The following is a 17,094-nucleotide window of genomic DNA, read 5'->3' as shown; positions in this document are numbered from 1 at the left end:
TCCAGACGGGCGCAATCGGATTTCAGCCGGTCACGACGGCGACGATGGCGGTGCCGGCGGGGAATTCACCGGCGTGGACCCGGCTGAACACACCGTGCAGCATCTTCGCCACATACACCCAATCCAGCGTGACGTCGTGTCGTGCACGGAAATCGGCGACGAACGCGTCCAGCTCGGGGGTGCGTTTCGCGTAGCCGCCGAAATGGGAGTCGAAGGCGATGGACCAGTTGCCGGTCGCCGCGCCGAACGCCTCGACCTGCAACCGCCGGACGTCGCTGGCCAGGAATTCGCCGCCCTTCAATGCCGAGAAGCCGAGCGCACGCTGGCCGGACCGCAGGCCGGCGGCGAGGCCGGCCAGGGTGCCGCCGGTGCCGCAGGCGCAGCACAGCACGTCGAAATCGGGGGCGATCTCGGCCGGCAGCTCCATGCAACCGCGTAATGCCAACGTGTTCGTGCCGCCCTCGGGCAGCAGGTAGAAGTCGCCGAACTCGGCGGCTAGCGTGTCGAGCACATCGGCCTCGGCCTTGCGGCGATAGGTGGCACGGTCCATATAGGCCAGTCGCATGCCGTGGGAAACGGCCTGGGACAGCGAATCGTTGAGCGGCAGGTGCTCCTCGCCGCGAATGACGCCGACGGTGTCGAACCCGAATCGCGCGCCGGCCGCGGCGGTGGCCCGGATGTGGTTGGAGTACGCGCCGCCGAACGTGAGCAGCGTGTCGTGTCCCCGTTCACGCGCGGCGATGAGGTTGTACTTGAGCTTGCGCCACTTGTTGCCGGGGATCTCGGGGCTGATGAGGTCGTCCCGCTTGAGGTAGAGGCGAACGTCCCGAGCGCGCAGCCGGTCGTCGCGCAACTCGGTCAGCGGGGAGGTCACGGCCTGCACCCGTCGACTCTACGGCCCGTTCGGGTCGCCGACAGGCGAAATGTCAGACCCCGCTGCGACGATGCCCTCATGTCGGGACGAACCCGTCCCATCGAACACGAGGAGCACCACCATGTCCGCTGCCGCGCCGGGCGTGCCCGGCTGGATCGACCTGGGATCGCCCGACCTGGACGCGACCAGAGCCTTCTACACGGGACTGTTCGGCTGGACCGCGCACACCGGCGGCGAGGAGTTCGGCGGTTACACGATCTTCAACCTGGACGGCAAGGCGGTCGCCGGCGCGGGCCCGCTGTTCAGCCCGGACCAGCCGACCGCGTGGACCACGTACGTCATCACCGAGAGCGCGGACGAGACGGCGGCCAAGGTCGAGGCCAACGGCGGCAAGGTGTTGATGGCCCCGGGCGACGTCGGCGAGAACGGCCGCATGGCGGTGTTCATGGACCCGGGCGGCGCGGCCTTCTCGGTGTGGCAGCCGGGAACCATGCCGGGCGGCGAGGTGTTCAACACGCCGGGCGCGCTGTGCTGGAACGAGCTGCTGACCCGCGACACGGCCGGCGCGAAGTCCTTCTACGGGGCCGTGTTCGGCTGGGGTGACGAGGACAGCCCGTTCGAGGATGTCACGTACACGGTGTGGCTGCTGGGCAACGACCGCATCGCCGGCATGATGCCGATGGAGGGGCACCACCTTCCGCCCGAGATGCCGCCCTTCTGGGCGGTCTGCTTCGCCGTGGCGGACACCGACGCCACCGTGGCCCGGTGCGTGGAGCTGGGCGGCTCGGTCATCACGCCGGCCACGGACATCCCGCAGGGCCGGTACGCGGTGCTCACCGACCCGCACGGCGCGTCCTTCCAGGTGATCAAGATGTGAGGGTGTGTCAGGGGGCGTCACCCCGGCACGCACGGCGCTGACCGCCGTGACCGTCCTGATCGGACTGGTCGCGGCGGTCAGCAAGGAGAGGAGGAAGGCCACCAGCGCCAATCCCAACTCAATAAGCGTGACGTCGCGAAGCAACCGGCCACGGTGCGCGCGCAGGCGGCCCTGCCGGCCGCCGAGGAACGCGCCGGCCAGGAAGCCCAGCAGTAGCTAGGGAATCCTCCTAGCGTCGGACCGTTTCGACGCTGGGGGCGGAGCTTGTGCGCGGGCATCGGACCGTGGTGGGCCCGGGACTACACCTTTCGCTTAGCCCGGCGGGGACGGCGCGGCCAGCGCGTGCCGCACGGTCGGCTCGCCCTCGGCCAGCCGCCGGGCCCGATCCAGCACGTCGTGGTCGGCACCCGTGTAGCGGGAGTGGTGCTGGGCCAGGTGCTCCGACCAGGACGGCACCTGGAAGGTCTCCAGGAACAGCTCCGGGTCGGCGATGTCCCGGTGCAGGCCCCAGCTGGTCGCGCCGGTGCGCCGGCGGGAGCGCTCCACCACGGTCATCGCCTGCGTGAAGTCGTCCACCCTGTCGTCGGGCACCCGGTACTCGATCTGCACCAGCACCGGCCCGTCGGTCGGCCGGAGTTCTAAAACCAGCGACGGGTCGGCCCAGCCGCTGGCCACCGACCGGTCCAGGTTGCCGCCGTCGTAGAGCGGCCACCACCAGCCGGTCATCGCGCCGAGCACCAGGAGTCCGGCCGCCACGAACATGGTGATCGTCAGGCCCGCGTAGCCGGCGACCACACCCCAGATCGCCGCGCCGAAGGCCTGGCCGCCCATGAACACCACCAGGTAGAAGGCCAGGCCGCGGGCACGGACCCAGCCGGCCAGGGTCAGCTGCATCGCCGCGTTCAACGTCGACAGCACGCCGATCCACGCCGCCCCCGCCAGCACCAGCGGGAACGCCGCGACCAGGCCGTTCGGGCACAGCGGCAGCACCGCCGTGACCGCGGCGAACACCGCACCGGAGATCATCAGCATCGCCGTGCCGCTGACCCGTTGCGCCGCCGCCGGCAGTCCCAGCGCGCCGGCCACCGCGCCGATGCCGAGGGCGCCCAGCATCAGGCCGTAGCCGCTGGAGTCGAGGTGCAGGACCTGGGCCGAGATCGTCGGCAACAGCGCCCACAACGCCGACGCCGCCGGCACGAACAGCATGGAGCGAAACAGAATCCGCCGAATGCCCGGGGCGTGCCGCAGGTAGCGGACACCCGCCCGCACCGCCGCCACCGCGTGCTCGCGCTCCGTCTCGTTCGGGCGAGCCTGCGGCGGCCGCCGCCACAGCTGCAACGCCACCAGGATCACCACGAACGACGCCGCGTTCAACGCGAACGTCCAGCCCACGCCGGCCAGCGACACCAACAGGCCGCCCAGCGCCGGGCCGACCGCGCGGGCGATGTTCATGTTCACCGCGCCGAGCGCCGACGCCTGCTTCAGCTGCTCGCGGGGCACCAGCTCCGGCTGGATCGCCTGCCAGGCCGGGCCCACCAACGCACTGCCGCAGCCCAACAGGAACGTCAACGTCAGCAGCAGGCCCGGCGTCATACCACCGGTGAACGTCGCCACCGCCAGCAGCGCCGCCACCACCGTCATACCCAGCTGCGCCCACACCAGCAGCCGCTTGCGGTCCGCCAGGTCCGCCAGCACCCCCGCCGGCAGCGCGAACAGGAACACCGGCAGCGTGCCCGCCGTCTGCACCAGCGCCACCACCGTCGGGCCGTGGTCCAGCAGCAGCCACTGCGCGCCCACCGACTGCACCCATGTGCCCAGGTTCGACGCGAACTGCGCCAGCCACAGCGCTCGGAACGCCCGGGCGGCCAACGGCGCCCAGGCGGACCCCGTGCTGCCCGATGGCGTGGCACTGCCAGACGGGGTGCTGCTCGTCGGAGAGCTGTCAGGCAGGGTGCTGCCAGGCAGGGTGCTACCCGATGGAGTGTTGTCCGGCGGGGTGCTGTCCGGCGGAGGGCTGCTCGGTGCGGCCAAGGTCGGCTCATTTCGCCTGCGGTCGGGCCCACCAACCTACTTGGTCGCCACCCCTTTGCGGACGCATCCCGGGCCTCGCTCCCCGCTCGACCGCCACCCCTCCCCACCCCACCACCCGACCGGGTGAGCCCCACCCCACCGCCGCCCGCACGTGGCGCCGGAGGTCGAATGTGGTCCACGTGTGGCACATGCGGACCGCATGTGGCGTGGGGAGGCAAGTACGACGCGCATGTGACGTTCGGAGGGGGCTACGTGCGGGGTGGTCCGGGGTGAGGGGCGGCGGGGGTGCGGTAGCCGGGGCCGGGTTCGGGGGTGACGGCGGTGGTGGTGATCTCGCCGCCGCAGTGGCGGCAGGCCAGGAACGGGTCGGCGTGGTGGCCGCAGTCGTGGTGGCGCAGCACGATGGGCGGGCCGTCGGGGCCGGGCAGGTAGGTGTCGCCCCAGTTCATCAGGGCGACGACGGCCGGGAACAGGCCCTTGCCGGCGTCGGTGAGGCGGTACTCGTGCTTGTCCGGCTCGTAGGCGACCTTCTCCAGCAGCCCGGCCTCGACGAGCCGCTTGAGCCGGGTGGACAGGGTCGGCCGGGGGATGCCGAGGTTGCGGGCGAGCTGCCCGTACCGCCGCACGCCGAAGAACGCCTCGCGCAGGATGAGCAGGGTCCAGCGCTCGCCGACGAGTTCGAGGGCCCGGCCGACGGACTCGGCGGTGAACCGGTGCCGGAACTCCTGCTCGGCGGTCATCGGCGCCCCCTCGACGACAGCGGGCGCGCGGGCGGCAGTCCCCCGGCGGCGGTCATCGGCGGCCCAGTTCGGCCAGCAGCCGCCCACCGCAGGGGTCTTCGGCGGTGGGCGGGACGATGCCGACATGGTCGGCGCCGGCGGCATGGAACTCGGCGATGCGGGACAGGACGTCCGCCCGGGATCCGACGGCTCCGACGGCGGCGATGAGGGAAGCGGGGATGGCGTCGGCGAGGGTCTTGCGGGGCTCGCCGGCCCGGGCACGCTCCACGAGGGAAGAGTAGCCCAGCGCGCTGAACATCTCGCCGTAGCCGGGCGGACTGAGGTACACGGCGGTCTGGGCGGCGGCCTGGCGCAGGGTGGCGGGACCGGGGTCCAGGACCACGGGAATCCAGACGGCGAGTCGGGGCGGGGTGCGGCCGACGGCGGCGGCATGGGCGTCCACGGTGCGGCGAACGGAGGCGACGTGCTCGGGTGACACGAGGTTGAGCACGACCTCGTCGGCCACCTCGGCGGCGACGCGGGTCATGGCCGGACCGAAGGCGGCGACGGTGATGGGCAGACCGGACAGGGGCCGACGGAGGCGGAATCCCTTGCTGCGGATGTGTTCCCCGGCGAAGTCGGCGCGTCCACCGTCCAGAATGGACCGAAGGACGCCGACGGCCTCGCGCATGCGGCCGGCGGCGTGCCGCCACGGGCGGTCGTGCCAGCCGCTGACGATGAACGGACTGGAGCCGCCGAGCCCGATGCCGGCGACGGGCCGCGACAGGTCGACAACGGAGGAGACGCCGAGGGCGACGGACACGGGCGTGCGAACGGAGATCGGCAGCGGACCGATGCGAAGGCCGATGCGCTCGGTGCGCAGACCCACCGCGGTGGCAAGGGAAAAGGCGTCGTAGGTGGCCATCTCGCCCAGCCACATGCTGCCGAAGCCGTTCCGCTCGGCCTCGAGCGCGATGCCGACGACCTCGGTGTCCGGCCGGTCCAGCCAGTACGGCGCGACGACGCCGATCTCGCTCACAGCTGGGTCGTCTCGGTCGGCTGGCCGAGCAGCAGCCGGCCGGTCAGCTCGAACGTGGCCGGGTTGACCTGGAAGTGCGCGGTGGCGGTGTGCGCGTCCCGGAAACGGCGCTGCAAAGGGGAATCCTCGTAGATCGCGGAGCCGCCGCCCAGGTCGTAGACCACACCGACGACCTCGGCGGCGGTGCGCACGGCATGCGTGCAGGCCAGCCGCAGCGACGTTCGCAGCTCGACGGAGACGGGCTCATCGGACTCGGCGGCGGCCCAGGCGTCGTCGATGGCCTGGTAGTAAAGGCCTCGCGCGGCACGCAGCGACGCCTCGGCGGCGGCGAAGGCGCTCTGGGTGGCGGCCCGTTCGGCGGTGCTGCGGCTGGAGCCGGACGGCTTGCGCACGGTGGCCAGCTCGACGAACTCGGTCATCGCGCCGCGGGCGTTGCCGAGCGCGGCGGCGGCGATGGAGGCGGCGAAGAAGCCGAACAGCGGGAACCGTTGCAGCGTGCGGGATCCGGCCGGCGGCCCGTCGACAACGGAGAACACGCGGCGATCGGGCACGAAGACGTCGTGGGCGACGCAGTCGGTGCTGCCGGTGCCGCGCAGCCCGGACGTCTTCCACGTGTCGAGGACGTCCAGCTCGGACACGGGGAACGCGGCGGTGCGCACACGACCGTCCTGGAGGAAGCCAAGGAAGATCCAGTCGGAGTGCCGGACGCCGCTGCAGAACGACCACCGGCCGCTGACCCGCACGCCGCCGGCGACCGTCTCGCCCTTGGCCCGCGGCGCCCACACGCCGGCGGCCACCGAGCCGGGGTCGCCGAACACCTCGCGCCCGCCCTCGGCCGGCAGGTACGCGCCGAGCAGGCTGCTGGTGGCGGCGATGGACACGCACCAGCCGGCCGACGCGTCGCCCTCGGCGATGGTCTCGGCCGTCTTCAGGATCTCGTGGGCGGTCGGCTCGGCCCCGCCGAGGTCGGCGGTCAGCCCGATGCGCAGCAGGTTCCGGGCCCGCAGCTCGGCGACGAGGGCGGGGGCCAGCTGCCGGCCGCGCTCGGTCTCCTCGGCCAGGTCCCGCGCGAGGGCGGCGACCTTCCGGGCAGTCGACAGCATGCGCCCTCCCGGCGGTTCAGTTCCCTTACCGGTTCAATATTCTTACCGCCGGCCGGTCGTGTCAACCGGCGGACGCCCCCGAACAGCGGCCCGCGCCGGCCGGCGAAATGGCGGTACCGTGCGTGACGGGAGACCACGGCGGGCGAGGGAGTGGCCGATGACCGCACATGTCGACGTCCTGATCGTCGGCGCCGGCCTGTCCGGGGTGAACGCGGCCTATCGGCTGCACACCCGGGCGCCGCGCCGGACGTACACGATCCTCGAGGCGCGCGACACGATCGGCGGCACCTGGGACCTGTTCCGCTATCCGGGCATTCGCTCCGATTCGGACATGTTCACCCTCGGCTACCCCTTTCGGCCCTGGCCCAACCCGCAGGCCATCGCCGACGGCCCGTCGATCCTGCGGTACGTGCGCGACACCGCGGCGGTCAACGGCATCGACCGGAAGATCCGGTTCGGGCACAAGGTCACCGCCGCCTCATGGTCCACAAAGGACGCTCGCTGGATCGTGACGGCCGTGCACGACGGCCAGCCCGTCACCCTCACCTGCAACTTCCTTTATCTGTGCAGCGGCTACTACAGCTACGACCGGGGGCACGTCGTCGAGTTCCCGGGCCAGGACAGCTTCCGCGGCACGGTCGTGCACCCCCAGTTCTGGCCGCAGGACCTGGACTACACCGGCAAGAACGTGGTCGTGATCGGCAGCGGCGCGACCGCCGTGACGCTGGTGCCGGCGATGACCGACAAGGCCGCGCACGTCACCATGGTGCAGCGCTCGCCCAGCTACCTGGTGGCCCGGCCGGAGCGGGACGAGCTGGCCAACAAGATCCGCGAGGTGCTGCCCGAGCACCTGGCCCACCGCGTCGCCCGGGCCAAGAACGTGGTGCTGGGCGCGTACTTCTACCAACTGGTGCGCCGTTTCCCCAAGCGGGCGGCCACAAAGCTGCGCGAGGCGGCCGCAACCGCGCTGGGCGACGCCGTGCCGGTCGACCCGCATTTCGCGCCCAGCTACAACGTCTGGGACCAGCGGCTGTGCCTGGTGCCGGACGGCGACCTGTTCAAGGCGTTGCGGCACAAGCAGGCCAGCATCGTCACCGACCACATCGACACTTTCACCCCGGACGGCCTGCGCCTGCGGTCCGGCCGCGAGCTGCCGGCCGACATCATCGTCACCGCCACCGGCCTGAAGATGGTGGCCATGGGTGGGCTGGCGATCACCGTGGACGGCCGCCGGATCGAGCCGGGCGATGCCACCGTCTACAAGGGAATGATGTTCGGCGGCGTGCCCAATCTGGCCTGGTGTATCGGCTACACCAACAACTCCTGGACGTTGCGCGCCGACCTGACCTCCCGCTACGTCTGCCGGCTGCTCAACCACATGGACCGCGGCCGCTACACCGTCTGCACGCCGACCCTGACCGCCGGCGACGCCGGCGGCGGCCGGCCGATCCTGGACCTGACCTCCGGCTACATCAAGCGGGCCGAGAACGTGTTGCCCAAACAGGGATCCCGCCGCCCGTGGCGGACCCGGCAGAACTACATCCTCGACTACCTCGACCTGAGCCTGACCCCGGTGGCCGACCGCGCCATGCGCTTCGGCCGGGCCTGACCCGGCCGCGCCGCGGAGCCGGATGCCCGAGGCACCCCTCTAACCTCGGGAATCCGACTCCGCGACTCGTGGCGGCGGCCAGCCGGGGCCGCCCGGTCACCGGACGGACCGGCGCCCACGCGGATGACCACATCGAAAGATCTGCCGTGACAAGCCCATCCCCCCAGACGGCTGCCGCACCATTCCCCCAGGTCGATCCGCGAACTCGCCGACCGGTTTCCGACTGACCGGGCGAAACCGGTCATGGCGCGACTATGGCATAGACGGAAGCGAAGCTCAAGCCTCGGTCTGCCATTTTTCTCAGCCTATGGAGCGCGGCGGACCGACAGCGGGTGAGCTGGCCGAATCCCGTGACCAGGCGGATTTCCCGGCCTCGCCCAGGTCCGGATCGGCCGCCGAGTGGCATGGACCCAGCCGTAGATCCCGACCGTCCGCGTCCTTCGCATGAGTTGATCCGCCGTGACACGGACTGTTACCGTCGACCCCATGGGGGCTCGATCACGGTGCCGGCGTGACACCGCGCGGCTCGTGGGCCACATCCGGTGCGCGCCGGATGGGCGATGTGGGAGGCCGTCATGACCACGCGGGGCAAGCAGCCGCAGAGCCTGGCCGACAAGCTGGACCACCTGTTCGACACGGTGCGCAGGCGCACCGGCCAGGAGTTCAGCTACGAGGAGGTCGCGGCCACCATCTCCTCGCGAGGGGTCGTCATCTCCCAGAGCTACATCTGGCAGCTCCGCAAGGGAAAACGGGACAACCCGACGTTCAAGCACCTCCAGGCCCTTGCCGACTTCTTCGGTGTGCCGCCGGCCTACTTCTTCGACAACGAGGTGGCCGACCGCGTCAACCAGCAGCTGGCGGCGTTGCGGGCCGAGCAGCGGCGGCTGACCGAGCTGGCCGACGCCAGCAGGGGACGGGCGATCGCGATGCGGGCCGGCGAGCTCACCCCGGACCGCCGCCAACTGGTGGAGAACCTGCTCGACGTGGTGTGGCGCGAGCAGCAGGCCGAGCAGAAACGCACGGAGGGCTGACGTGCGCCCGCCGTTGCCCCCTGTCGCGCGGGAGTGTTGATGCGCAAGCACGATCTACGCCGTCGTTGCCGGAAACTGTTGCGGCAGCTGGATGTCCGCCCGCCGCTGGACGTGGCCGAGCTGTGCCGGCAGTTCGGCGCGGAGCGCGGCCGGGAGATTCGCCTGCTGGCCCATCCCATTCCCGTGCCCGGGCCGTTCGGCGTGTGGATCGCCACCAACACGGTGGACTACATCCTGTACCAGAGCGAGACCACCAAGAGCCACCAGGACCACATCATCCTGCACGAGCTCGGGCACATGCTGGCCGATCACGCCAGTGACGAGCAGGACGACGACCTGCTGCGGGACCTCTACCCGGACCTCTCGCCGGAGGCGGTGCGCCGGGCGCTGCGCCGGACCTCCTACGACGACACCCACGAGCGCGAGGCCGAACTGGTCGCCTCGATCATCCTGGAGTGGGCCGCGGTGATCAACTACAGCGTGCCGCCCAGCTCGCGGACCGGCGCCGACCGGCACATGCGGCACGCGCTGGGCGACCGACAGGGGTGGCTGTGACCGAGCTTGCGAGGGCACCATTCAGCGCAGCGGCGCTTTTGGTCGCAGACTCGCCGAGCGCCAGCGAGGTGGGACTGTGACTGTTTTGGTCTGGGTCGGCGCGGCGATCATCACGTTCGCCTTGCTGTGGAACGTCTATCAGCTGATCGGCCATCCGCGGGATCTGCCGCTGCGGGCGGTGGTCGCGACCGTCGCGTGCTTCGTGATGGAGTTCGTGCTGGGTTCGCAGCCCGTGGTGGCGCTGATGAGCCGTTCGCTGCCGCCCGGCTATCTGGTGCTGGTGGAGAATCTGTTCACGACCGGGGGCTGCTACAGCCTGATGTGCTTCTTCCTGTTGTCGGCGGCGACCGGCGGGACGCGGCGGATCAGGCGGGAAGGCGTTGCCCTGGCGGCGGTTCTGGTCGCGATGACGCTGCTGGTGGTCATCCCGAACGTGAACGGCGACGGGTTCGGGATGGGCAACCCGCGGGACAGCTGGAGCGCGGGGTTCTTCCTGCTGGCCGGGCTGTATCTGGTGTACGCGCTGGCCGTCTCGTCCCGGTGGGCGGTGCGCTACGCCCGGATCGCGCACACCCGGTTGCGGCACGGGCTGATCGTGATGGCGGTCGGCCTCGGCCTGACCGCGGCGGGCAGCGCGGGCCGCGCGGTGACCACCGTGCTCAACTGGGCCGGCGGCAAGGCCCCGGCGCCGCTCTCCTTGGTGCTGGTGCTGATGGTCGCGGTGGGAATCATCATCTTCCTCGTCGGCGTCTGCTATCCGGGAACCGCGACGCGACTGGTCGCCGCCCGCCTGTGGCTGCGGCACATGGCCGACTACCACCGCCTCGGTCCATTGTGGACCAAGCTGCACCTGGCCTATCCCGAATACGCCCTCGAACGGATTCCGCGCCGCCGCTGGGATCTCGTCGATCCCCGCGCGGTGCACGGCCGCTACTACCGCCGCGTGATCGAGTGCCGGGACGGCCTGGTGCGCATCAGCCCGTATCTGGCGCAGTCGCGGGAGGCCGATCCCACCCTCGATCTCGCCGCCCCGAGCGTCCTGGCCGCCCAGCTTCAGCTGGCCCTGGACGCGCACGCGGCGGGGCGGCCGGTCGGCACCTCGGCGCTGGCCGTGGCCCGGCCGGAGACCGAGGACCTCAACGACGACGTCCGCCAGCTGGTGGCGCTGTCGACCGCGGTTGGCAAACTCGGACCAGACCAACTCAGCACAGAAGGGGCTTCCCAGTGACGCGACCTCGACCGACGGCTTCGACCGAGGACAAGAGCCAGCGCGAGGTGAACGCCGGGATGGTCGCCCGATTCCGGGAGATGGACCCGCAGCCGTACGTCGACGGCAGCCACGTGCTGCGGGTCGTCACCATCCCCGGCCGCGTCAGCGGCGAACCCCGGCCGGTGCCCATCGCCATCACGAAGCTCGGCGACCGGCGCTACCTGTGTTCGCCGAGCCGGAGCCGCGACTGGGCCGCCAACCTGGCCGCCGCCGGCCGCTGCACCGTCGAGGGCGACGACCCGGCCGACTACACCGCCACTCAGGTCGACGGCGACGAGGCCGTCACCGCGCTGCACACCTATCTGGGCAACGTCGTTCGTCTGCGCGGCGCCGGCGGGCCCAACATGTGGCCCTTCCCCAAGGACGCCCCGGCCGAGGAGATCCGCGACCACCTCGACCAGGTGGCCGTCTTCCGTCTCGTCTAGCAGGGAGTTCCCGTGTCGTACGACCTCACGCTGGTGGCGGTGCACGCCCATCCGGACGACGAGTCGACCAGCACCGGCGGCATCCTGGCCCGCTACGCGCGGGAAGGAGTCCGCACCGTCGTCGTGACCTGCACGAACGGCGAGCTGGGCGACGCGTTGAACGGCGCGAAGCCGGGCGCCGAGGGCCATGATCCGCAGGAGGTCGCCGCGACGCGGATCGGCGAGCTCCGCAACGCCGTCAAGCACCTGGAGGTCACCGACCTCGAACTGCTCGGCTACCACGATTCGGGCATGGTGAACTGGGAGGACAAGCACCGCCCTGACGTGTTCTGCAACGTGCCGGCCGAGACGGCCGCCGCGCGGGTGGCCGCCCTCATCGAGCGCTACCGGCCGCAGGTGGTCGTCACCTACGACCCGGAAAGTCCTTACCAGCACCCGGATCACGTGCACGCGGCGCGCATCGCGACGATGGCCACCGAGTCCACCGGGATTCCGGCGAAGCTGTACTACAAGGCCAACGGCGCCGCGCAGTGGAACCGCATCTTCGACGAACTCGCGCAGCTCGGCATGCCCAGGCCCCCGTTCGGCCAGGAGACGTTGCAGCGCTGGGCCGACATCGACGCGCGCACCACGACAACCGTCGACGTCAGCGAGTTCGTCGAGCAGAAGCGGCTCGCGTTGCACTCCCACGTCAGCCAGCTGGCCAGCGCGATGACCAGCAAGCTGCCGGCCGAGGTCTACGCGCGGGTCTTCACCACGGAGACCTACATCCGCGCCCACGACACCACCGGCGCGCCCATCCCCGAGGACGACCTGTTCGCCGGGCTGCGCTGAATCACCGCCCCGGGGAGGGCTGGTCGCGTAGCCGGTCCACGTGCCGCCGCTGGATGTCGGTGACGGTGCGCAGGAAGTCGATCACCAGCGCCAGCTGCGCGGCATCGTACTTCGCGGCCACCTCGCGGCCACCCTCCTCGATCAGCGGCATGCGCAGATCCAGGCAGCGCCGCGCGCCGTCCTCGGTGATGCGCACGGTCACCTTCCGCCGGTCCGAGGGGTGCGGCGCGCGGGCCAGCAGGGCCAGTCTCTCCAGCCGGTCGAGCATCACCGTGACGCTCCCGGTGGTCAGGTTGAGCCGCTCGGCGAGCTCGCGCGGGGTGAGCTCGCCCGAGCCGAGCAGCAGTTCCAGGCACCGCTGGTCGGTGCCGTTGACGCCGAGCAGCCGCGCCGTCTCGCGGTCGTAGTCCTCGACCGCGGCCTGATAGTCCTGCGTGGCCTGGCCCAACTCGGCGAGCACCGGATCCGACATGTGATCACCCTACCCACTCGCTTGACAATCAAGCCATCTCGCATGCATGCTAAGTATCTCGATAACCAAGATACATGGCAGTCAAGAGAAGTGGTCCACATGCATGTGATGATCATCGGCGGCGGCACCGGCGGCATGGCCCTGGCCCACGGCCTCAAGCGGTCCGGGGTCTCGGTCGCGGTGTACGAGCGCTACGGCTCCCGCAGCGACGGCCTCTACGGCTACCGGGTCGGCATCGACCCCACCGGCAACCGTGCGCTCAAGGAGTGCCTGCCGCCGGAGCTGTTCGAGACCTTCGTCGCCACCTGCGCCCGGACGCCGCGGCACTTCAACATCCTGACCCAGCGCCTGCACACCACCGCCAGCTTCGAGATGCGCAACGACACCGACGACGTGGACAGCGAGCGCTCGGTGTCCCGCTCGACCCTGCGCCAGGTGCTGTTCACCGACATGGACGACGTCGTTCAGTTCGGCAAGGTCTTCACCCGCTACGAGCAGAACCCCGACGGCACCGTCACCGCCTTCTTCGCCGACGGCACCTCGGCCACCGGCGACGTGCTGGTCGCCGCGGACGGCACCCGCTCGGCGGTGCGCCGCCAGTTCCTGCCGCACGCCGAGATCGCCGACACCGGCGTGACCGCGATCGCCACCAAGACCGCCCTCACCGCGCAGACCCGGGCCCTGCTCGACGACCACGTCCGCAACGGCCTGTCGCTGATCTTCGGCACCAAGGGCATGATCGGCATGCTGCACGTGATGGAGTTCCGCTCCGACGCGTACAACGCCCGCGACTTCATCAACCTGTCCGTCTGGAGCTCGCACGAGCATTTCCCGGCAGGCACGGACAAGCAGCGCGGCGCCGAGCTGATCGACACCGCGCTGCGGGCCACCGCCAACTGGCATCCCAAGCTGCGCAAGCTGATCGAACTGTCCGATCCGGACGCCGCGTTCGCGCTGCGCATCGCCACGTCCACCCCGGTCGACCCGTGGCCGACCACCGCCATCACCCTGCTCGGCGACGCCATCCACACCATGACGCCCGGCCAGGGCGTGGGCGCGAACACCGCGCTGCGCGACGCCGCCCTGCTCCGCCACCAGCTGGCCGCCGCCGCCCGTGGCGAGAAGCCGCTGCTCAAGGCCATCGGCGACTACGAGGCCGAGATGCTGCCGTACGGCGCCGCCCGGGTCGCCGAGTCGTTGGACAACAACGGAACCAGCGGCAAGGACCCGCTCTACAAGCCGGTGACCGGCCGGCTGACCCTGTTCGCGGCGCGGTCGTTCTTCAGCGTCACCAGCAAGGTTCCCGCGCTGCGCAAGAAGTTCCTCGACGGCCTGTACGCCTACCGCGGCACCGACGAGGTCCTCGAGGCCGCCTCGGAGACGCTGTGAACGAGGGAAGGGCTTTGACCGGACGGGGTCACCAGCGGTCGACGTGCAGGACCTCGTCCAGAGGCTGGCGCGGGGCCGGCTTGAAGTCGGCGCCGGTGTAGTAGGCGGTGGGGATCAGGGCGGCCTGGTGCACGCCGGCGGGCAGGCCCAGGATGTCGGCGACCTCGGACTCGTAGGCCAGGTGCAGGGTGGTCCACGCGGTGCCGAGGCCGCGGGTGCGGGCGGCGAGCATGAAGCTCCAGGCGGCGGGCAGCAGGGAGGCCCACACGCCGGCCTGGTTGCCCTCGGGGAGGTCGGCGCCGGTCTGGATGCACGGGATCAGCAACACGGGAACCTGCCCCATGGTGTCGGCCAGGGCGGCCACGGAGGAGTGCACGCGCTGCTGCACGGCCGAGCGCTCGGGGTCGTCGGCGAAGAGCTTGCCGGCGGCGCGTTCGGACTCCAGGTAGGCGTTGCAGGCCCGCCGGTAGACGTCGCCGATGGCGGCGCGCTGCTCGGCGTCGGTGACGACGACCCACTGCCATTCCTGGCGGTTGGAGCCGCTGGGGGCCTGTAGCGCGATGGTGAGGCATTCCTTCACCACGGCCAGGTCCACGGGCCGGGACAGGTCCAGCCGCTTGCGCACGGCCCTGGTCGTGGTGAGGACGGTCTCCGCCGACATTTCGCTCATGTCCCCATGACTACCAGCGGCGTCCAGGCACTGCTGCTTCACGTGATCTGAAGGCCGCCTTCACAGCAGCTTGTCGAGGGTGATGGGCAGGTCGCGCACGCGTTTGCCGGTGGCGTTGTGCACGGCGTTGGCGATCGCCCCGGCCACGCCGACGATGCCGAGCTCGCCGATGCCACGGGCCCCGAGCGGGCTGAAGACGGTGTCGGGATGGTCGAGGAACCGCACGTCGACGGGCGGAATGTCGGCGTTGACCGGCACCAGGTAGGCGGCCATGTTGGCCCCGGCGTAACGCCCGGTGCCGGGCTCGACCCGGCTCTCCTCCAGCAGCGCGTCGCCGATGCCCATCACCACCGCGCCGAGGATCTGGCTGCGGGCGGTCTTCTCGTTGACGATGGTCCCGCCGTCGACCACGGTCAGCCAGCGGGAAACCCGGGGCTCCCCGGTCCAGCGGTTGACCCGGACCTCGCAGAAGTGGGCCCCGAAGGACAGGTAGCCGTAGCCCTTGGTGGCGCCGCTGGGCAGCGTGGCGGCGCCCTCGACGGCCGGACTGTCCATAGTGGTCAGCAGGCTGCCGAACGTCATCGAGACGCCGTCGGCGCTGACCTTGCCGGCGTCGTACACCGGCGTCTTGCCGTAGAAGGGCGACTGCGGATTCTCCGTGGCTTGCGCGAGCAAGGCCGCCTTCGCGGCGTCGGCGGCGGCCAGCACGGCGGGGCCGTTGCTGGCGGTGGACAGGGAGCCGCCGGCCGGAGTTGCCGGCGGCAGCGAGGAATCGCCCAGCTCGGGGACGATCGAGGCGACGGGGATGCCCAGGGCCTGCGCGCCGAGGATGGCGAACACGGTGAACTGGCCGGTGCCGAGGTCGGCGCCGGTGCCGGAGATGACGGCGGCGCCGTCGGCCTGCAACCGGACCTTCATCGTCGACTTCGACCGGGACGCCGGGTAGGTGGCGGTGGCCAGGCCCAGGCCGACGAGCCAGTCGCCGTCACGGACCGAGCCCGGCACCGGATTGCGCTTGTCCCAGCCGAAAGCGTTTGCGCCCACCTCATAGCACTCGTCAAGATGCTTGCTGGACCAGGGATAGCCGTTGCTGGGCACCTTGGTCGCGTAGTTCTTCTGCCGCAGCGCCAACGGATCCATGCCGAGCTTGAACGCCAGCTCGTCCATGGCGCTCTCCAGCGCGAACGCCCCGTGCGACTCCCCCGGCGCGCGCATCGGCGTCATGGCCGACACGTCCAGCGGCACGATCGCCCTTGACACGTGCAGGTTCTGTGAGGCGTAGGCGGTCAGCGAGTGGTTGGCCAGGTTCTCGGAGGACGGCCCGGACTGGGACTTGCCGGAGATGCCGTCGTGCTTGACCGCCACCAGCGTGCCGTCGTGGGCCGCGCCCAGCGTGACGGTCTGGTGCGAAGGCGGCCTATGCCCCGACACGGCGAACGTCTGCTCGCGGGTCAGCGCCACCTTGACCGGCCGGCCCAGCGCCCGCGCGGCCGCGGCGGCCAGCGGGACATGGGCCCAGTTGCCGATCTTGCCGCCGAAAGCGCCGCCCACATAGGGATTCACGACGTGCACTTTGGACTGGTCGATCCCGAGCGCCCGCGCCACATGGCTGAGCACGTTCATCACGCCCTGGGTGGCCGTGTACAGGGTGAGCCGGTCGTCGGTCCACACCGCGACGGCCGCGTGCGGTTCCATCGGATTGTGGTGCTGGTGCGGCGTCGTGTAGACCGCGCTCACGGTCACATCGCTGGCCGCGATCGCGGCGTCGATGGACGTCACGCCCGGCGCCAGGACGTCGACCGGCGCGCCCAGCGGGGTCGCGGTCGCGACGCCGGCGGCGAAGTCCACGGTGGCCGGCTGGGCCGAATACACCGGCGAGACCAGCGAAGCGGCGTCGCGGGCGTGCTCGAAGGTGTCGGCGACGGTCATGCCGATCACCTGGCCGTGGTAGCGAACGTTGTTGTCCTGCAACACCGGCGCGGTCTCGTCGGTGGAGCCGTCGCCGTAGCCGAAGAGCTTCAGCGGATTGAACGGCGTGTACACCGCGAGCACACCCGGCGCGGCCAGCGCGGCGGCAGTGTCCATTGTGGTCACGACGCCGAGCGCGATGGTGCTGGTCAGCAGGTATCCATAGGCGGTGGCGGTGTTGTCGGCCGCGTACACCGCGCCGCCGGTGACCTTGAGATGAGACTCCAC

At 70.9% G+C, this 17,094-nt stretch carries 16 protein-coding genes; 8 read left to right on the top strand and 8 right to left on the bottom strand.

What is annotated here, in order from left to right; translation table 11 throughout:
* Nucleotides 1-22: 22 nt before the first annotated feature.
* Nucleotides 23-883, bottom strand: a complete 861-nt coding sequence (locus ACIG5F_RS21450; protein ID WP_396519967.1) for a 1-aminocyclopropane-1-carboxylate deaminase/D-cysteine desulfhydrase — start codon at nucleotides 881-883, stop codon at nucleotides 23-25.
* 112 nt (nucleotides 884-995) lie between these two features.
* On the opposite strand from ACIG5F_RS21450, the gene ACIG5F_RS21445 reads away from it, so the two are divergent.
* Nucleotides 996-1,751 (top strand): VOC family protein, encoded by a 756-nt coding sequence (locus ACIG5F_RS21445; RefSeq protein WP_396519965.1) that lies wholly within the window; start codon nucleotides 996-998, stop codon nucleotides 1,749-1,751.
* A gap of 312 nt (nucleotides 1,752-2,063) precedes the next feature.
* On the opposite strand, the gene ACIG5F_RS21440 is transcribed toward ACIG5F_RS21445, so the two are convergent.
* The 4 genes from ACIG5F_RS21440 to ACIG5F_RS21425 all read right to left on the bottom strand — a co-directional run bounded on the left by ACIG5F_RS21440 (nucleotide 2,064) and on the right by ACIG5F_RS21425 (nucleotide 6,643).
* Nucleotides 2,064-3,782, bottom strand: coding sequence for an MFS transporter (locus tag ACIG5F_RS21440; protein WP_396519963.1), 1,719 nt, complete (start codon nucleotides 3,780-3,782; stop codon nucleotides 2,064-2,066).
* 248 nt (nucleotides 3,783-4,030) lie between these two features.
* Nucleotides 4,031-4,522 carry a winged helix-turn-helix transcriptional regulator gene (locus tag ACIG5F_RS21435; RefSeq protein ID WP_396519961.1) on the bottom strand — a complete coding sequence of 164 codons (492 nt, stop codon included), beginning with the start codon at nucleotides 4,520-4,522 and terminating at the stop codon, nucleotides 4,031-4,033.
* A 52-nt stretch (nucleotides 4,523-4,574) separates the two neighbouring features.
* Nucleotides 4,575-5,540 (bottom strand): LLM class F420-dependent oxidoreductase, encoded by a 966-nt coding sequence (locus tag ACIG5F_RS21430; RefSeq protein WP_396519958.1) that lies wholly within the window; start codon nucleotides 5,538-5,540, stop codon nucleotides 4,575-4,577.
* Nucleotides 5,537-6,643, bottom strand: a complete 1,107-nt coding sequence (locus ACIG5F_RS21425; RefSeq protein WP_396519956.1) for an acyl-CoA dehydrogenase family protein — start codon at nucleotides 6,641-6,643, stop codon at nucleotides 5,537-5,539. The genes ACIG5F_RS21430 and ACIG5F_RS21425 overlap by 4 nt, the downstream gene beginning before the upstream one ends.
* A 157-nt stretch (nucleotides 6,644-6,800) precedes the next feature.
* Between ACIG5F_RS21425 and ACIG5F_RS21420 the strand changes: the two genes are divergently transcribed.
* The 6 genes from ACIG5F_RS21420 (at nucleotide 6,801) to ACIG5F_RS21395 (ending at nucleotide 12,367) form a co-directional block, all read left to right on the top strand.
* Nucleotides 6,801-8,252 (top strand): flavin-containing monooxygenase, encoded by a 1,452-nt coding sequence (locus tag ACIG5F_RS21420; protein ID WP_396519953.1) that lies wholly within the window; start codon nucleotides 6,801-6,803, stop codon nucleotides 8,250-8,252.
* Between the two features lie 575 nt (nucleotides 8,253-8,827).
* The gene (locus ACIG5F_RS21415) at nucleotides 8,828-9,283 is read left to right on the top strand and encodes a helix-turn-helix domain-containing protein (protein ID WP_396519951.1); all 456 of its coding nucleotides are present in this window, start codon (nucleotides 8,828-8,830) and stop codon (nucleotides 9,281-9,283) included.
* Between the two features lie 39 nt (nucleotides 9,284-9,322).
* Nucleotides 9,323-9,838, top strand: coding sequence for a hypothetical protein (locus ACIG5F_RS21410; protein ID WP_396519949.1), 516 nt, complete (start codon nucleotides 9,323-9,325; stop codon nucleotides 9,836-9,838).
* Nucleotides 9,839-9,914: 76 nt separating this feature from the next.
* Nucleotides 9,915-11,066 (top strand): MAB_1171c family putative transporter, encoded by a 1,152-nt coding sequence (locus ACIG5F_RS21405; protein WP_396519947.1) that lies wholly within the window; start codon nucleotides 9,915-9,917, stop codon nucleotides 11,064-11,066.
* The gene (locus tag ACIG5F_RS21400) at nucleotides 11,063-11,533 is read left to right on the top strand and encodes a hypothetical protein (protein ID WP_396519945.1); all 471 of its coding nucleotides are present in this window, start codon (nucleotides 11,063-11,065) and stop codon (nucleotides 11,531-11,533) included. Before ACIG5F_RS21405 ends, ACIG5F_RS21400 begins: the two co-directional genes overlap by 4 nt.
* A 12-nt stretch (nucleotides 11,534-11,545) precedes the next feature.
* Nucleotides 11,546-12,367, top strand: a complete 822-nt coding sequence (locus ACIG5F_RS21395) for a PIG-L family deacetylase (RefSeq protein WP_396519943.1) — start codon at nucleotides 11,546-11,548, stop codon at nucleotides 12,365-12,367.
* A gap of 1 nt (nucleotide 12,368) precedes the next feature.
* Here the strand turns inward: ACIG5F_RS21395 and ACIG5F_RS21390 are convergent, their stop codons facing one another.
* A complete protein-coding gene (locus ACIG5F_RS21390; protein ID WP_396519941.1) occupies nucleotides 12,369-12,839 on the bottom strand; it encodes a MarR family winged helix-turn-helix transcriptional regulator in 471 nt (156 codons plus the stop codon).
* Nucleotides 12,840-12,938: 99 nt separating this feature from the next.
* Here ACIG5F_RS21390 and ACIG5F_RS21385 point away from each other — a divergent pair, with 99 nt between their 5' ends.
* Nucleotides 12,939-14,228 carry an FAD-dependent oxidoreductase gene (locus ACIG5F_RS21385; protein WP_396519939.1) on the top strand — a complete coding sequence of 430 codons (1,290 nt, stop codon included), beginning with the start codon at nucleotides 12,939-12,941 and terminating at the stop codon, nucleotides 14,226-14,228.
* Between the two features lie 28 nt (nucleotides 14,229-14,256).
* Here ACIG5F_RS21385 and ACIG5F_RS21380 read toward each other — a convergent pair whose 3' ends face one another.
* Together ACIG5F_RS21380 and ACIG5F_RS21375 are read right to left on the bottom strand one after the other, a co-directional pair.
* Nucleotides 14,257-14,889 (bottom strand): nitroreductase family protein, encoded by a 633-nt coding sequence (locus ACIG5F_RS21380; RefSeq protein WP_396520165.1) that lies wholly within the window; start codon nucleotides 14,887-14,889, stop codon nucleotides 14,257-14,259.
* A 69-nt stretch (nucleotides 14,890-14,958) separates the two neighbouring features.
* The gene (locus ACIG5F_RS21375) at nucleotides 14,959-17,094 is read right to left on the bottom strand and encodes a xanthine dehydrogenase family protein molybdopterin-binding subunit (RefSeq protein WP_396519937.1); all 2,136 of its coding nucleotides are present in this window, start codon (nucleotides 17,092-17,094) and stop codon (nucleotides 14,959-14,961) included.

This window comes from Kutzneria sp. NPDC052558, assembly GCF_044547355.1.
GTDB lineage: Bacteria > Actinomycetota > Actinomycetes > Mycobacteriales > Pseudonocardiaceae > Kutzneria.
Note: the sequence above shows the minus strand (reverse complement) of the source record. Positions and strands in the feature narration are given on the sequence as shown.